Below are 16,255 nucleotides of genomic sequence, written 5' to 3'. Positions count from 1 at the left end.
CTTACCGCGCAAAATCTCCGCTTTCGCAGCGGATGAGTTCGCACGGACCCGGGAGGGCTTGCACGCTGTGGTAATGCAGCGGGTAGGCTAGACGATGCGCTCGCGGATCGTGTGCCTCGGCAGGGAGCAGGTGCGCGGTCACCGGAGCCACTAATGATCTTCTCGCGTCGATCGTTCGGTGTGCCCGGCGACGGATCCGTTGGCGCGGAAGAGTCACCGCGACACCCATGCCCGCTGTGACAACCCATCCGACCGGAGCAACCGCCCACATGACGAGCAGCATCGAGGCCACCTCGAGCGCCAACAAGGTCACCCACGACGACCTCGGCTCTGAGGAAGCTTTCCTCGCCGCGATCGACGAGACCATCAAGTACTTCAACGACGGCGACATTGTCGAAGGCACCGTCGTCAAGGTCGATCGGGACGAGGTCCTGCTCGACATCGGCTACAAGACCGAGGGTGTCATCCCCTCTCGGGAGCTGTCGATCAAGCACGACGTGGACCCGGCCGAGGTCGTTTCGGTGGGCGACCACATCGAGGCCCTCGTCCTCCAGAAGGAGGACAAGGAGGGTCGGCTGATCCTCTCCAAGAAGCGGGCGCAGTACGAGCGGGCCTGGGGCACGATCGAGAAGATCAAGGACGAGGACGGCGTCGTCCGCGGTTCGGTCATCGAGGTCGTCAAGGGTGGTCTCATCCTCGACATCGGCCTGCGTGGCTTCCTGCCCGCGTCGCTCGTCGAGATGCGGCGTGTGCGTGACCTGCAGCCGTACGTCGGCCGCGAGCTCGAAGCCAAGATCATCGAGCTGGACAAGAACCGCAACAACGTGGTCCTGTCCCGCCGTGCCTGGCTGGAGCAGACGCAGTCCGAGGTGCGCACCGAGTTCCTCAACAAGCTCCAGAAGGGGCAGGTCCGCAAGGGCGTCGTCTCCTCGATCGTCAACTTCGGCGCGTTCGTCGACCTGGGCGGCGTGGACGGTCTCGTGCACGTCTCCGAGCTGTCCTGGAAGCACATCGACCACCCGTCCGAGGTCGTCGAGGTGGGCCAGGAGGTCGAGGTCGAGGTCCTGGACGTCGACCTGGACCGCGAGCGGGTCTCGCTGTCGCTGAAGGCGACCCAGGAGGACCCGTGGCGTCAGTTCGCCCGCACCCACGCGATCCAGCAGATCGTGCCGGGTAAGGTCACCAAGCTGGTGCCGTTCGGCGCGTTCGTCCGGGTGGACGACGGCATCGAGGGCCTGGTCCACATCTCCGAGCTGGCCGAGCGCCACGTGGAGATCCCGGAGCAGGTCGTGCAGGTCGGCTCCGAGGTCATGGTCAAGGTCATCGACATCGACCTGGAGCGCCGCCGGATCTCGCTGTCGCTCAAGCAGGCCAACGAGGGCTTCGTCGAGGGCGAGGAGCACTTCGACCCGACCCTCTACGGCATGGCCGCGACGTACGACGAGCAGGGCAACTACATCTACCCGGAGGGCTTCGACCCGGAGACGGGCGAGTGGCTCGAGGGCTACGACAAGCAGCGCGAGACCTGGGAGCAGCAGTACGCCGAGGCGCGTCAGCGCTGGGAGGCCCACACCAAGCAGGTGCAGACCTCCCGCGCCGCCGACGCCGAGGCCGCCGCCAACCCGGCTCCGGCCACCACCGGCACCACCTCGACCTCGACCTCGGCCCCGAGCCGTCAGGCCGAGGAGCCGGCCGGCACGCTCGCGACCGACGAGGCGCTCGCCGCGCTGCGGGAGAAGCTCGCCGGCGGCAAGTGACCGGACGCTGACGCGGGTCCGTCCCACCGGACGAACCGGCGACTGCCTCTGACGACGGGCCCCGTCCCCGCGTTCCGCACCAGCGGAGCGCCGGGGGCGGGGCCCGCGTCGTACGCCGGGCGGGTTTGGCACGCGGACACCGGATCCGGTTGACTGTCGGGGTGCTGAAGGTGGGGCTGACCGGCGGAATCGGATCGGGCAAGAGCGCGGTGGCGAGCCGCCTCGCCGCGCTGGGCGCGGTGATCGTCGACTCGGACCGCATCGCCCGCGAGATCGTCGCGCCCGGCACCGACGGGCTGGCCGAGGTGGTCGCCGCCTTCTCCGAGAAGATCCTGGACGCCGGCGGGGCGCTGGACCGGGCCGCCCTCGGCGCGCTGGTCTTCGGCGACGAGGCCGCCCGCCGCACGCTCGAAGGGATCACCCATCCCCGGGTACGCGCGCGCAGCGCCGAACTGGTCGCCGCCGCGCCCGCCGACGCGATCGTCGTGAACGACGTACCGCTGCTGGTCGAGGTGGGACTCGCGCCGACGTACCACCTGGTGGTCGTGGTGCAGACGGCCGTGCCGACCCGGATGGCCCGGCTGACCCGCGACCGGGGCATGGCCGCGGAGGAGGCGCAGCGGCGCATCGCCGCGCAGGCCGACGACGCCACCCGCGGCGCGGTCGCCGACGTGCTGCTCACCAACGACGGCACGCTCACCGAGCTGCACACCGCGGTGGACACCCTCTGGCGGGACCGCCTGCTGCCCTACGAGCGCAACGTCCGCGAGCGCCGCGCCGTCCCGCCCGACCCGGCGGCGCTCGCCGGGCCGGACCCGACGTGGCCCGAGCAGTACGCCCGGCTGGCCGCCCGGATCCGCCACGCCGCGGGCGGTGACATCCGCGTCGACCACGTCGGCTCCACCGCCGTGCCGGGGATCGCCGCCCCGGACGTGATCGACGTCCAGGTGACGGTGTCGTCGCTCGACGAGGCGGACGGCCCGCTCGCGCAGCGGCTGGCCGATGCGGGTTTCCCGCGCCTGCCGGGTGAGTGGTGGGACGCCCCGCCGCAGCCGGAGCCGGTGCGCTGGCCCAAGCGGCTGCACGGCGGCGCGGACCCGGGGCGTCCGGTGCGCCTGCACCTGCGGGAGGCCGGTTCGCCCGGCTGGCGGTACGCGCTGCTGATGCGTGACCACCTGCGCGCCGACCCGGCGCGGCGCGGCGACTACCTGCAGGTGAAGCGGGATCTCGCGGCGGCCGCGCCGGAGCACGCCGCCTGGGGCACGGTCACCGACCCCTGGTTCGACGAGGAGCACCTGCGCGCCGAGGAGTGGGCCGCGCAGACCGGCTGGCGGCCCTGACCGGACCGGGAGCGCGGCCGAGCGGACCGCGGAGGCCACGCCGGCTCAGCGTGACGTCGAGGCCGACGACCCGCCGCTGCCGGCCGCGCGCCCCGGGGTGAGGTCGAGCCGGATCCACACGCCCGACCCGGTCCGCAGTTCCATCCGGCGCGGCAGACCACCGCGGTCCAGCCACAGACGGCGGCCGCCCGGCAGCTCGAACACGTCGACCGTCCGGTCGTCCAGGCGGTCCTCCCGGACCCGGACGGTGTCACCGGCCGGCGGGCGCGCAGACGCCCGTAGCGCCGCGTCGAGCAGCCGGTCCAGGTCGTCGCCGGGCGGGCGTGCGGGCGCCGCGAGCAGCACGGCCGGCACCGGGGCCGGGGGCGTGGCGGGCCCGTCCGGAGACCGCGGAATCTCGGCCACCCGCCCCGGCCGGGCCCAGCGGAGGGTACGCCGGCCGCTGCCCTCCTCGATCACCGTGAGGTACGCCGACGGGCTCGTCCAGTCGACCGTGCCGGTCGCCCGCAGGTCGGCCGACGGGGCGAGCGGAGCGGTCACCGTCACCGCCGCGACGCCCAGTGCCCGGAGCCGGGCGGGCAGCGCGGCCAGCCGGGCGGCCTCGTCGTCGGTGAGCGCCCGCGGCTGCCCGGGCTGGCCGCCGAGGGCGTCCACCGGATGCAGGGTGGGCCGGTCGGCGCGGATCAGGTCGACGGTGACGGGTGTGCCGTCGGCCAGCCGACCGGTGAGCCGGTGCAGCCGGGCGTCCGCGTCCACCCACAGCGTCGGCGGCGGGTCACCAGCCGGTGCGAGGGTCGCCTGGAGCACGTCCACCGGGACGCCGCCGACCCGGTCGTGGCGCAGCCACCGGCCGTCGGCGGCGGGCGTGTCGACCCGGTCGGCGCCGAGCCCGATCAGCAGGTCGCGTACCGCGTCCAGGCCGTGCCCGCCGGTCGCCTCCCGCATCCGCCACCGGTCCGCCGGCGGCACCAGCGGGGGCCGGGCCGGGGTGGGGAGCGCGCCGGGGTCGGGCCGTACCAGCAACGCGGACGCGGTGGCCTGGACCAGGCCCCGGTCGGCGCCCGCGCCCGGGCCGCCGACATCCAGGTAGACCAGGGAGCGGGCCCAGTCGACCCAGCCGACCAGTTCGGTACGGGCGCCGTCCGCGCCGACGGTGACCCGGACGCCGGCGCGTACGTCGCGCAGGTTGGTGACCCGCAGCGCGGCCATCCGATCGGCCTCGGCGGCGGTGAGCGGGCGGGCCGTCCCGGTCTCGTCGGCGCCGTCGGGTGCCCACGTCAGCAGGGCGGCGACGAGCGTCACGGCGGAGATCGCGGCGGCCGCCACGAGCGCGGCGAGTGCGATCCGGCGCCGGTCCGGCCCGTCGGGCGGATCGTCGGCGCCGTCCAGTTCCGGGTCGCCGTCCGGGCGGGTGGTGAGCGGGGGACGGCGGCCGTCGAACAGGCCGGCCCGGCGGCGCCGGCCGGCCACCGTGGCGGGCCGGGTCGGTGTGCTGGTGCGGCCGCGCCGGTGGCCGCGACCCGGCTCCCGGGGTACGGCCTGGTCCCCGTCGCCCCGCGCGGAGAGCCGGTGGGCGCGGCTCGCGCCGCGCTGGCGGCCCGGTTCGTCGGCGGGCGGGGGCGTGCCGGTGTCGGGCTCGCGTCGCGGCCGGCGCTCGGGAGAGGTCCCCACGAGTGGAGAACGCGAGAGCGGGGTTTCGGTGACGAGCAGGGGCGCTCGCGGCGGCCGGTCAGCGCTGCGCGCGACCACCGTCGGCGCGCACGCCGGTCGTCCCGGGTGCTGCGGCCCTGGCGCCGGGGGCGACCGGCCCGCGAGGGGCGATCACCGGCCCGGTCGGCCGCCGCGAGCGGCCTACGGTACGAGGGTAGACCGGTGAGATGAGCCACACAATGGGAATATCGAAGCCGATCAGGGACGGTCCGTGGTCGTGGCCGGAAGTGTCGGACCTCGGGCGTACCGTTGGTGTCATGGCGCTCGACATTCCCCGGCTCGACGGCCGCTTCCAGGTCGTCAGTGAGTTCCAGCCGGCCGGTGACCAGCCGGCTGCCATCGACGAGCTTGAGCGTCGCGTGCGGCGCGGCGACCGCAACACGGTGCTGCTCGGCGCGACCGGCACGGGCAAGAGCGCCACCACGGCGTGGCTGGTCGAGCGGCTCCAGCGGCCGACCCTGGTGCTCGCCCCCAACAAGACCCTCGCCGCCCAGCTCGCGAAGGAGTTCGGCGAGCTGCTGCCGCAGAACGCGGTCGAATACTTCGTCTCCTACTACGACTACTACCAGCCCGAGGCGTACATCCCGCAGACCGACACCTACATCGAGAAGGACTCCTCGATCAACGAGGAGGTCGAGCGGCTGCGGCACTCGGCCACGATGTCGCTGCTCACCCGGCGGGACGTGATCGTCGTCGCCACCGTGTCGGCGATCTACGGCCTGGGCACGCCGGAGGAATACCTCGACCGGGCCGTGCGGGTCAAGGTCGGGCAGGAGCTGGACCGCGACCAGTTGCTGCGCCGGCTGGTCGACATCCAGTACGCGCGCAACGACATGGCCTTCCAGCGCGGCACGTTCCGGGTCCGCGGCGACACGCTGGAGATCATCCCGGCGTACGAGGAGCTGGCGGTCCGGATCGAGCTGTTCGGTGACGAGATCGAAAAGCTCTACTACCTCAACCCGCTGACCGGTGACGTGGTCCGCGAGGTCGACAGCCTGATGATCTTCCCGGCCACGCACTACGCCGCCGGTCCGGAGCGGATGGAGCGGGCGATCCGCGACATCGAGGCCGAGCTGGGTGAGCGGCTGGCCGAGCTGGAACGGCAGGGCAAGCTGCTGGAGGCCCAGCGGCTGCGCATGCGCACCACCTACGACATCGAGATGATGCGCCAGGTGGGCTTCTGCTCCGGCATCGAGAACTACTCCATGCACATCGACGGCCGGCTGCCGGGCAGCCCGCCGCACTGTCTGCTCGACTACTTCCCCGACGACTTCCTCACGGTGGTCGACGAGTCGCACGTGACGATCCCGCAGATCGGCGGCATGTACGAGGGCGACGCCTCCCGTAAGCGGATGCTCATCGACCACGGCTTCCGGCTCCCCAGCGCGGCGGACAACCGGCCGCTGCGCTTCGACGAGTTCCTGGAGCGGGTGGGCCAGATGGTCTTCCTCTCCGCCACGCCCGGCCCGTGGGAGCTGGAGCAGGCGCAGGGCGAGTTCGTCGAGCAGGTGATCCGGCCCACCGGCCTGATCGACCCCGAGGTGGTCGTCAAGCCGACCAAGGGGCAGATCGACGACCTGATGCACGAGATCAAGCTGCGTACCGAGCGGGACGAGCGGGTGCTGGTCACCACGCTCACCAAGAAGATGGCCGAGGACCTCTCCGACTACCTGCTGGAGAACGGCATCCGGGTGCGTTACCTGCACTCCGAGGTCGACACGCTGCGCCGCGTCGAGCTGCTGAGCGAGCTGCGCAAGGGCGACTACGACGTGCTCGTCGGGATCAACCTGCTCCGGGAGGGTCTCGACCTGCCCGAGGTCTCGCTGGTGGCGATCCTCGACGCCGACAAGGAGGGCTTCCTGCGCAGTGGCCGGTCGCTGATCCAGACCATCGGTCGCGCGGCCCGTAACGTCTCCGGCCAGGTCCACATGTACGCCGACAAGATCACGCCGTCGATGGCGGACGCGATCGACGAGACCAACCGGCGCCGGGCCAAGCAGATCGCGCACAACGAGGCCAACGGGATCAAGCCGGAGCCGCTGCGCAAGAAGATCCACGACATCCTCGACGACATCTACCGCGAGGCGGAGGACACCGAGAACAGCAACGTCGGCGGGGCCGTGCGGCAGTTGTCCCGGGGCAAGGCGCCGGTCAAGGAGACGCGCAGCCGCCGGGGTGCCGCCGCGACCCCGTCGCGCGAGGGGATGGCCCGCGCCGACCTGGCCAACCTCATCCAGGAACTCAACGACCAGATGCTCGCCGCCGCGCGCGAGCTGCAGTTCGAGCTGGCCGCGCGGATCCGTGACGAGGTCGCCGACCTCAAGAAGGAACTGCGCGGGATGGACGCCGCAGGGGTCCGGTGACCGGCGCGACGGCCGGGGCGGCGCGATGCTGACCGAGGCCGTCATCGGGCGGCCCGATCCGCGGCTGCGCCAGTGGGTGGACCGCTACCTCGGCTACCGCGAGGACGCGCCCGTCCCGCACGTGCGCCGTGAGGTGGCGGGCGCGTTCGTCGTGCTGATCCTCGGCTGGGGCGACCCGCTGGACGTGACCGACCCGCGTGCCCCCGGGCGGGGCGCGTACGCCGCCAACGCCTTCCTGGCCGGCCCGTTCGACGGCTGGTGCGCCACCCGGACGGCCGGGACCGGCACCGGGATTCAGGTGCTGCTGACCGCCCCGGCGGCCCGCCGCCTGCTCGGGCTGCCGCTGGCCGAGCTGACCAACCGGGCGGTGCCCGTCGACGCGGTGGCGGGCTGGCTGGCCCGGCTGCGCGACGAGCTGGCCGGCGATCCGGGCTGGCCGGAGCGCTTCGCCCGGCTCGACGCCGCCCTGGCCGCCCGGCTGGCGTCGACCGCGCCGCTGGACCCGCACCTGCTGGCGGCCTGGCGGCGCCTGGACGGCAGCGGGGGAGCGGTCGGCGTGGCCGCGCTCGCCGGGGAACTGGGCTGGTCCCGCCGCCACCTGTCGGTCCGGTTCCGGCGGGAGTTCGGCCTGCCGCCGAAGACTGTCGCCCGCCTGCTGCGCTTCGAGCGGGCGTACGCGAGCCTGGGCCGGACGCTGCTCACCGCGGACGCCGCCGTGCCGGACCAGGCCGGATGGGCGGAGCGGGCCGCCCGGTGGGGCTACTACGACCAGTCGCACCTGATCCGGGAGTTCCGCGAGTTCGCCGGAGCCACCCCGGCCGCGCTGACCGCGCCCGGATCGCATTCGTCCAATCCGGCCTGACCGCCCCGACGGCAGACTGGCGGCCATGCGAAGCATCTATCCGGTCCTGCGGTATCCCGACGTGCGAGCCGCCGCCGGCTTCCTCTGTTCCGCGTTCGGCTTCACCGTGCGCGAGGCCCACGAACTCCCCGACGGCACGATCGGCCACGCCGAGCTGGCGTACGGCGACGGCCTGGTGATGCTCGGCCCGGGGCCGGCGCCCGGATCGCGGCCCGCCGACGACGACTACCGCGTCTACGTGGCGCTCGACGACGTCGACGCGCACCACGAGCACGCCCGGGCGGCCGGGGCGGAGATCGTCCGGGCGCCGTTCGACACCGACTACGGCTCGCGTGACTACGCCGCCCGCGACCTGGCCGGGCTGGTCTGGTCGTTCGGCACGTACCGGCCCTGAGCGCACCGCCCGCACGGTTGCGCTGTGTGGGCGAGGTATTGCCGAGCGTGACGGTGATGCGTACGCTCCCTCCCGGGAGGCGTGCATGCCGTTGTCAGCAAGTCCTGTGGTCCGGAGGGCGAGGCTCGGTGTGGAGCTGCGCCGGCTGCGCCGTCGCGAGTCGCTCACACTGGAGCAGGTCTGCGCCCGGCTGGGCTGGGCGTCCACCTCGAAGCTGTCCCGCATCGAGCTGGGGCAGAGCCGGCCCGACCTGGCCGACGTGCTCGACCTGCTCGACGTCTACGAGGTGCCGCCGCCGCAGCGGGACGAGCTGATCGTCATCGCGCGCGACGCCGCCACCGGGCGGGGCTGGTCGAAGGCGCTCGGCGAGATGGGGGAGCGCCAGCGGGCGTACGCCGAGCTGGAGGCGGGCGCGGAGCGCATCGTGGAGTACCAGTGCGTGCTGGTGCCCGGGCTGCTCCAGACCCCCGCGTACGCCCGGCTGCGCGTGGCGGCCGGCGCGGCGCTGGCCGGGGAGGTGGACGTGGAGGCCGACGTGCGCGCCCGGGTGGCACGCCAGGAGCTGCTGATCCGGCCGGACCCGCCGCACTACACCGCACTGGTGGACGAGCGCGTCTGCGACCCGGACGGCCTGCCTGCCGACGTGTGGCGCGATCAGATGCGGCATCTGCTCGCGCTCGCCGAACGGCCCCGCGTCACCGTCCGGGTGCTGCGGTCCGCGGCGTCGAGCGGCGACGGACCGCACCCGCTGGCGCCGTTCTCGTACTACTCCTACCCCGACCCGGAGGACCCGCGCACCGTGCTGGTGGAAACGCTCACCACCGACCTGCGGCTGGTCGCCGAGGCGGACGTGACCCACTACGAGCGGGTCATCGAGCGGCTGCTGGCGGCGGCACTGCCGGCGGACGCGTCGGCCGAGCTGGTGGCCCGGCGGCTCGGCGCGGCGCCGGTGCCCCGGCCGCGCGATCCGCACGAGCTGGAGTGAGCGCACGCCGTCCGTGAGGCGCGACCACCGGGCCCGGCGCCCCCGATGCCCGTCGGGACCGGTGGCCGCGCAGCGCGCAGGCTACGGCAGCGGTACGACAGTTCAGGCCGGAACGTCGACGAAGTGCTCGACCAGCGGCGGACCGGCGAAGTGCGGGCCGATCAGCCCGCGCCACTGCGCGAACCGCTCGGTCTGGCGGAAGTTCACGTCGTGCGCCTCGACCGAGTCCCACTCGACGAGCAGCACGAACCGGGTGGGCGACTCCACGCCCCGGGTCATCCGCACGGAGCGGCAGCCTTCGGCGCCGGCGAGGATCGGCCGCGCCTGCGCGTAGGCGGCGGCGAACTCGTCCTCGTGTCCGGGCGTGACATCGATCAGCGCGACCTCAAGAACCATGCCGGCAGCCTGCCATGCCGTCCCGCCGCGGGTACGCCCCGGGTGACGTCCCGGCGCGCCCACGAGCGGATGGCTAGCCTCCTAGGACGCACTGCGCGACGTGAGCCGCGGCACGTCGAGAGATCGACGGGTGCCCCGGAGATGCGCCACCTGGGTGCGATGGTGAACAATGGCGGCCGAGGAGGGGAGTATTCCCCCGCGACGGAGTCGTCAGCACGGAAGAGCGCCGGCACCCCCGGTGGCCCGACCCGGCTCCGCCGGTCGGAACCCGGCACCCGGGCTCCGGCGGAAGAGACCTCCGACAGTCACCCCTGTCAGCGTCGACGCACCCCGGCACCACACCCGGCGTACGGTGTGCCCGACGCAGCGTGTCTGCCGGAGGATGGATTTGAACGTGTCCGCATTGGTGTGGGCGGTAACGCTGATCGCGATGATCGCGGTCCTGCTCGCCGACCTGTTCATCATCGGCCGGCGGCCGCACGAGCCGAGCGTCCGAGAGTCCAGCCTGTGGGTGGGCTTCTACGTCGGCCTGGCGCTGCTGTTCGGCGTGGTGCTCTGGCTGACCGCCGGTGGCCGCGTGGCAGGCGAGTTCTACACCGGCTGGCTCACCGAGTACAGCCTCTCGGTGGACAACCTCTTCGTCTTCGTGATCATCATGGCGCGGTTCGGGGTGCCCCGGCAGTACCAGCAGAAGGTGCTGCTCGTCGGCATCATCCTGGCGCTGATCATGCGGGGTGGCTTCATCGCGGCCGGCGCGGCCCTGATCTCCCAGTTCTCCTGGGTGTTCTACATCTTCGGCGCGTTCCTCATCTACACCGCGGTGAACCTGGCCCGCCAGGGCGAGCCGGACGAGGACGAGTTCAGCGAGAACCTGCTGATCCGGTGGAGCCGCAAGGCGCTGCCGCTGTCCCGCGACTACGACGGGGCGCGGATGACCACCCACGAGCACGGGCGGCGCCTGTTCACCCCGATGCTCATCGTGATGATCGCGATCGGCACCACCGACCTGATCTTCGCGCTGGACTCGATCCCGGCGATCTTCGGCATCACCCAGGAGCCGTACCTGGTCTTCACCGCCAACGTCTTCGCGCTGATGGGGCTGCGGCAGCTCTACTTCCTGCTCGGCGGCCTGCTGGACCGGCTCATCTACCTCAGCTACGGGCTGGCCGTGGTGCTCGGCTTCATCGGCGTGAAGCTGGTGCTGGAGGCGCTGGCCGAGAACAACCTGCCGTTCATCAACGGCGGCGAGCACGTGGCGTGGGCCCCGCACATCCCGATCTGGCTCTCGCTCACTGTCATCCTCGGCACCCTGGCCGTGGCCACGGCCGCCAGCCTGGCGAAGTCGTCGCGGGACCGGCGCCGGGAACTGGCCCAGGCCCGCCGCTGACCCACCCGTACCGCCGGGGCGCTCCCATCCCGGGGGCGCCCGCGGCGTGTCAGGGGTCAGACGCGGTGGGCGCCGACGAGGGTGGCGGTCCGGTCGGCGGGCAGCTCCTCCTCGACCACCCGGCGGGTCAGGTAGCAGGCGTGCAGCATCCGGCGCCGGCCGCCGCGCGGCTCGGCCGACACGATCCCGACGTGGTGGATGCGCCGGCCGGGCCGGGCGAAGAAGTAGAGGTCGCCGGGGCGTTCGGCGTCCAGCGGCACCTGCGAGGTCGCCGCCGCCTGGTCGTCGGCGTCACGGGGGAGTGTGATCCCGTACCGCCGCCAGGCCAGGTGCACCAGGCCGGAACAGTCGATGCCGTCGGTGGACATGCCGCCCCAGACGTAGACCAGGTCGCGCAGCCGCTCGGCGACCGCGAGCACCTTCTCGGCCTCCGGGCGCTCGGCGGGCAGCGGCACCAGGTCGTCCTCGGTGGCCCAGAGCGGGTCGGCCCGCCCGGGTACGCGGACCGGACGCCTGCCGTCTACCGCGGGCCCGGCCGGGGTGAGCCGGGTGCCGAGGACCACGCCGGTGAGCGCCGGGTCGCCGTCCGGTGCGGCGCGCAACGCGGTGCGGGCGACGTCGACGGTCAGTGGCCTGCCGGCCGCCGAACCGGAGCCGGCCGGACCGGAGCGCGCCTGACCGGGACCGGACGGGCCGGAACCGACCGGCGCCGGCCCGGCCGAAGCAGTGCCGGACAGAGCGGTGGCGGACGGAGCAGGGCCGGACGGAGCGGTGGCGGACGGAGCGGCGCCGACATCGGCCGGATGAGTGGAGGACGCGTCGGCATCGGCCGGATCGGCCAGGTGGGCGGCCCGCAGCCAGCCCGGGTAGCCGTCCGCGCCGAGCTTCGCGGCGGGCTGGCCCAGCGCCACCACCCGTACCCAGCCGTCCGGCCGGGCCTCGGTGACGCGCACCGGCTCGCCGAGCAGGAGCTGGGTCAGGACGCAGTCACCGACGAGCTGGTCGCGGTCCATGCCGGCGATCCAGGCGGCGACGTCGGGGGAGCCGGCGAGGGCGGGGCAGTCGACCGGACGTACCGCCTCGGGCGCGGTCCAGAGGGTCGCCACCGGTACCCGTACGACGGCCCGGCGGCCGGGCTGAGGCGCCACGCGTACCCCTCTCTGCGGTGGTCGTCGGGGCGACCATATGAAAAATTCTGACGATGCTCAAGCATGTGTCTGAATTTTAGCTTCACGCAGCCCGGTGACGCCCAGTCCCGGCGCGTCCGGCAGCAGCACGCTCGCGGCCTCGTACCGGATGCCCCCGGCGACCGGCGACCAGGCCAGCCACCAGGCGGCGTCGAGGTCCGACACGGCCGTGGTGCCGTAGGCGGCGACCAGGCTGGCCGCGGCGCCGACCCCCACCGGCCCTTCCATCATCGAACCGACGACGGTGCCCATGCCGTGCGCGGCGGCCAGGTCGAGCAGCGTGCGGGCCGGCTGCAGGCCGCCGCACTTGGCCAGCTTCACGTTGACCATGTCGGCGGCCCGCCGCCGGATCACCTCGACCAGGTCGCGCACGTCGAAGACGGACTCGTCGGCCAGGATCGGCAGGTCCACCCGGTCGCTGACCCAGGCCAGCCCGTCCAGGTCGCGGCGGTGCACCGGCTGCTCGACCAGCTCCACGTCGAGCCCCGCGTCCTCGATCGCCCGGATCACCCGGACCGCCTCCCGGGGCGTCCAGCCCTGGTTGGCGTCCAGCCGGATCCGCACGTCCGGCCCGACCGCGGCGCGCACCGCGCGGACCCGGTCCAGGTCGCCGCGGGCGTCCGTGCCGACCTTGAGCTTGAGCACGGTGAACCCCTCGGCGCCGCGCCGCGCCGCCGTCGCCGCCAGGTCGACCGCGTCACCGGCGGCCAGCGTGACGTCGGTCGGCACGCGCAGCGCCGTGCCGCCGAGCAGGCGCACCAGGGGTACGCCGAGCCGCCGCGCGGCCAGGTCGTGCAGCGCCACGTCGACCGCCGCCTTCGCCGACTCGTTGCCCACCACGGCGCGGCGCACCAGCGCGCAGGCCGCCTGGAGGTCGTCGGCGTCGCGGCCGATCAGCAGCGGCGCGAGCAGTTCGCGTACGCACGCCTCGGCGCCCGCCACCGACGCGCCGGTGACCTGCCAGACCTGCGGCGCCTCCCCGAAACCCGGGCGCCCGTCGCCGTCGACCACCTCCACGACCAGCGTGTCCACGGTGGTGGTGCGGCGCAGCGCGGTGACGAACGGGGTGTGTAAGGGGGCCGAGAGCCGGTGGGTGCGTACCGCGGCGATCGTCATGTGGGGCACCCTATAGCCAACTGGCACCGAGCAGGGGAGGGCCGATGGCCGGGCGGGAATGGGAGCTGGTGGGCGCGCCGAACGCGCGTGACCTGGGTGGACTGCCGACGACCGACGGGCGGCGGGTACGGGCGGGGCGGCTCATCCGCACGCCCGCGCTGGGCCGGCTGACCGACGACGACCTGCCGGTGCTGGGCAAGCTCGGCCCGGCGTGCGTGGTGGACCTGCGCGACGTCCACGAGCAGGCGGTGGCCCCGCCGGACCGGCTGGTGGGGGAGCCCCGCACGGTGCACCTGCCGGTCTACGACGCGGCACACCCGGTGTTCACGTACGTCTCGGCGGTGTTGCAGGGCCACGACCTGGACGCGTACGCGGCGCTGGCCCGCGAGGGCATGCCCGGGGCGATGACGGCGATCTACCGCTGGTTCGTCACCGGTGAGTCGGCGCGGGCCGGGTTCGGCGAAGCGGTGCGGCTGGCCGCCGACGGGGCGAACCTGCCGCTGCTGTTCCACTGCTCGGCCGGCAAGGACCGCACCGGCTGGCTGTCGGTGGTGCTGCTGACCGCGCTGGGGGTGGAGGAGGAGGCGATCCGCGCCGACTACCTGGTGCACAACGAGCTGACCGAGAGCCTGCGCGAGGTGCTGCTGTCGGCGATGATCCAGCGCCGGCCGGACCTGGACCCGGCGGTCGCCCGGCCGCTGCTGGAGGTGCGCCCCGAATACCTGGACGCCGCCTACGACGAGGTGCGCCGCGCGCACGGCTCGTTCGAGGCGTACCTGCGGGACGGTCTGGGGGTGACCGACGCCGACCGCGCCGCGTTGCGCGACCGGCTGCTGGAGTAGCCGGGTCAGCCCGCCAGGTCGTGCCGGGCGGCCCAGACCCGCTCGGAGACGTGCGCGATCAGCCGGCAGGCGTCGTCTTCGACCTCGTCGCCGTCCGCGCCGCCGTCGGCCAGGTCGGTGGTGGTGCAGACGACGATCGTGTACGGCGGCGCGTCGTCCGGGAACACCACGCCCGCGCCGTGGCGCACACCGCGTACCCAGCCGTTCTTGTGCGCGATCCGGGTGCCATCGGGCAGCCCGGCGGCCAGGTCCTCGCGGTGTTCCTGCGCGACGAGCACGTCGAGCATGGCGGCGCAGCCGGCCGGCGAGGCGAGCGGGCCGGGCCGGGTCGCGCCGAGCGCCAGCTCACCGAGCAGGGCGGCCAGGTCGGCGGCGGTGACCAGGTTGTCGATGCCGGAGTCGCGGGCGGCGAAGTCCTCGATGCCGCGGCCGGTGACGCTGTGCCGCGCCCCGGCGAGCGCCCACGCCTGCGCCACGGCGGGCAGCCCGACCTGGCCGATGCAGATGTTCGTGGCCAGGTTGCTGGACCGGATGATCATCCGTTCGGCGAGCCAGCGCAGCGGCGCCTCACCGCCGACGCGGTCCCAGACCGCCTCGTCGTTGTCGTAGTCGCGGTCGTTGGCGAACCGGGGCGCGCCGGGCAGCGCGGAGTCGAACGAGTTGCGCACCGGCACCGGCGCGTCCAGGTCGAGCCGGCCGGCCTCGGCGGCACGGAACAGCGCCGCCAGCACGGCCAGCTTCATCGTGCTCGCCGCGTAGTGGGTGGCGTCGGCCCGCCGCGTCCACGTGGGTTGCGCGCCGGGGCGGCCCACGTACGCGGAGACGGTTCCGGGCACCTGGTTCAGGTGCGCGTCGAGGTCCTCCCAGATCATGTGCGCACCGTAGCGGATCTTCGCGGCGTACGCGGGGCAGCGGCGATCACGGGTGCGGGCTAGCGTGCGGAGATGACGACCCCGTTGTACGACGACATCGCCGACTGGTACGAGGAGTACGCCGGCGAGACCTCGTCGGTCTACATGGACCGGGTCCGGTCGGTGCTGGCCGACCTGCTGGGCGACGGGCCGGGCCGGTGCGTGGACCTGTGCTGCGGCACCGGGGCGCACGCGGCCGAGGTGCGCCGTCTCGGGTGGACACCGGTGGGGGTGGATCTGTCCGGCGGGCAGCTACGCCACGCCCGCGCCCGGCTGCCGGTGGCCCGGGCCGACGCGACCGCGTTGCCACTCGCCACCGGCGCCGTACCGGCGGTGGTCTGCGTGCTCGCGCACACCGACATGCCGGACTATCCGGCGGCGGTCGCGGAGGCGGCGCGGGTGCTGGCGCCCGGCGGCCGGCTGGTGCACGTCGGCGTGCACCCGTGCTTCGTGGGCGCGTTCGCCGACCGGTCCGAGCCGGAGCGGATCGTGATCGACGGCGGGTACGCCTCGCGCGAGCGCACGGTCCGCTCGTGGAACGCGACCGGGGTGCGGGCCCGGGTGGGCGCCTGGCATCTGCCCCTGGCCGGCCTGCTGGACGCCGTGGCGGCCGCCGGACTGCGGCTGACCCGGGTGGTGGAGTCCGGCTCCGGCCCCGTCCCCGACGTCCTGGCCCTGGAGGCCACCAAGCCCACCTGACCCCACCCTGCCGACCCCGCCCGCCGCCCGCACCCGTGGCCGCCCGTCGTGCCGTCTCGCGCACGTGGCCGGCCGTTCCCGAGTGTCGGGATCCCGCGTCCGCACCACGAAACCCTGGAGATCTTGGAAGCAAAGCGCCCCTATAGGGGCCATTTCGCACCAAGATCTCGCACCCGATCCGTCGATCATGAAGTTGGCGGCGGATTTGATCTCCAGGACTGCCGCCAACCTCATGATCGTCCAGCGGCGGGCGGCGGCGGGCGGGCGGAGACGGGTGGGGAAGGGGGGAGGGGGAAGGGGGGAGGG

The 16,255-nt window shown here is 73.8% G+C and carries 14 protein-coding genes; 9 read left to right on the top strand and 5 right to left on the bottom strand.

Annotated features, from left to right (window positions below):
* Window positions 1-227: 227 nt before the first annotated feature.
* Together rpsA and coaE are read left to right on the top strand one after the other, a co-directional pair.
* Entirely contained in the window at window positions 228-1,757 is a 1,530-nt protein-coding gene (rpsA, locus tag V6U82_RS29355; protein ID WP_334467026.1) for a 30S ribosomal protein S1, read from the top strand.
* 161 nt (window positions 1,758-1,918) lie between these two features.
* Window positions 1,919-3,097 (top strand): dephospho-CoA kinase, encoded by a 1,179-nt coding sequence (coaE, locus tag V6U82_RS29350; RefSeq protein ID WP_334467023.1) that lies wholly within the window; start codon window positions 1,919-1,921, stop codon window positions 3,095-3,097.
* A gap of 45 nt (window positions 3,098-3,142) precedes the next feature.
* Here the strand turns inward: coaE and V6U82_RS29345 are convergent, their stop codons facing one another.
* On the bottom strand, window positions 3,143-4,768 hold the full coding sequence (locus V6U82_RS29345; protein ID WP_334467020.1) for a hypothetical protein: 1,626 nt from the start codon (window positions 4,766-4,768) through the stop codon (window positions 3,143-3,145).
* A gap of 296 nt (window positions 4,769-5,064) precedes the next feature.
* Between V6U82_RS29345 and uvrB the strand changes: the two genes are divergently transcribed.
* The 4 genes from uvrB to V6U82_RS29325 all read left to right on the top strand — a co-directional run bounded on the left by uvrB (window position 5,065) and on the right by V6U82_RS29325 (window position 9,411).
* Complete coding sequence (uvrB, locus tag V6U82_RS29340) at window positions 5,065-7,170, top strand: excinuclease ABC subunit UvrB (RefSeq protein WP_128139006.1); 2,106 nt, start codon at window positions 5,065-5,067, stop codon at window positions 7,168-7,170.
* Window positions 7,171-7,195: 25 nt separating this feature from the next.
* A complete protein-coding gene (locus V6U82_RS29335; RefSeq protein WP_334467016.1) occupies window positions 7,196-8,032 on the top strand; it encodes a helix-turn-helix domain-containing protein in 837 nt (278 codons plus the stop codon).
* Between the two features lie 25 nt (window positions 8,033-8,057).
* Window positions 8,058-8,426, top strand: a complete 369-nt coding sequence (locus tag V6U82_RS29330) for a VOC family protein (RefSeq protein WP_128138378.1) — start codon at window positions 8,058-8,060, stop codon at window positions 8,424-8,426.
* A gap of 85 nt (window positions 8,427-8,511) precedes the next feature.
* Window positions 8,512-9,411: a DUF5753 domain-containing protein gene (locus tag V6U82_RS29325; RefSeq protein ID WP_128138379.1), complete on the top strand. Its 900-nt coding sequence runs from the start codon at window positions 8,512-8,514 to the stop codon at window positions 9,409-9,411.
* 102 nt (window positions 9,412-9,513) lie between these two features.
* Here V6U82_RS29325 and V6U82_RS29320 read toward each other — a convergent pair whose 3' ends face one another.
* Window positions 9,514-9,807, bottom strand: coding sequence for an antibiotic biosynthesis monooxygenase family protein (locus V6U82_RS29320; RefSeq protein WP_128138380.1), 294 nt, complete (start codon window positions 9,805-9,807; stop codon window positions 9,514-9,516).
* Window positions 9,808-10,195: 388 nt separating this feature from the next.
* On the opposite strand from V6U82_RS29320, the gene V6U82_RS29315 reads away from it, so the two are divergent.
* Window positions 10,196-11,194 (top strand): TerC family protein, encoded by a 999-nt coding sequence (locus V6U82_RS29315; RefSeq protein ID WP_013287495.1) that lies wholly within the window; start codon window positions 10,196-10,198, stop codon window positions 11,192-11,194.
* A gap of 56 nt (window positions 11,195-11,250) precedes the next feature.
* Here V6U82_RS29315 and V6U82_RS29310 read toward each other — a convergent pair whose 3' ends face one another.
* The gene (locus V6U82_RS29310) at window positions 11,251-12,342 is read right to left on the bottom strand and encodes a C40 family peptidase (protein ID WP_334467013.1); all 1,092 of its coding nucleotides are present in this window, start codon (window positions 12,340-12,342) and stop codon (window positions 11,251-11,253) included.
* A 57-nt stretch (window positions 12,343-12,399) separates the two neighbouring features.
* Window positions 12,400-13,497 (bottom strand): mandelate racemase/muconate lactonizing enzyme family protein, encoded by a 1,098-nt coding sequence (locus V6U82_RS29305; RefSeq protein WP_334467010.1) that lies wholly within the window; start codon window positions 13,495-13,497, stop codon window positions 12,400-12,402.
* Between the two features lie 44 nt (window positions 13,498-13,541).
* On the opposite strand from V6U82_RS29305, the gene V6U82_RS29300 reads away from it, so the two are divergent.
* The gene (locus tag V6U82_RS29300; RefSeq protein WP_334467008.1) at window positions 13,542-14,339 is read left to right on the top strand and encodes a tyrosine-protein phosphatase; all 798 of its coding nucleotides are present in this window, start codon (window positions 13,542-13,544) and stop codon (window positions 14,337-14,339) included.
* Between the two features lie 5 nt (window positions 14,340-14,344).
* On the opposite strand, the gene V6U82_RS29295 is transcribed toward V6U82_RS29300, so the two are convergent.
* Window positions 14,345-15,211 carry a serine hydrolase gene (locus tag V6U82_RS29295; RefSeq protein ID WP_334467005.1) on the bottom strand — a complete coding sequence of 289 codons (867 nt, stop codon included), beginning with the start codon at window positions 15,209-15,211 and terminating at the stop codon, window positions 14,345-14,347.
* A gap of 72 nt (window positions 15,212-15,283) precedes the next feature.
* Between V6U82_RS29295 and V6U82_RS29290 the strand changes: the two genes are divergently transcribed.
* Entirely contained in the window at window positions 15,284-15,949 is a 666-nt protein-coding gene (locus V6U82_RS29290; RefSeq protein ID WP_334467002.1) for a class I SAM-dependent methyltransferase, read from the top strand.
* Window positions 15,950-16,255 lie beyond the last annotated feature (306 nt).

This window comes from Micromonospora sp. CPCC 205554 (assembly GCF_036902745.1).
GTDB classification, from domain to species: domain Bacteria; phylum Actinomycetota; class Actinomycetes; order Mycobacteriales; family Micromonosporaceae; genus Micromonospora; species Micromonospora tulbaghiae.
This window is presented reverse-complemented; position numbering and strand designations above follow the sequence as displayed.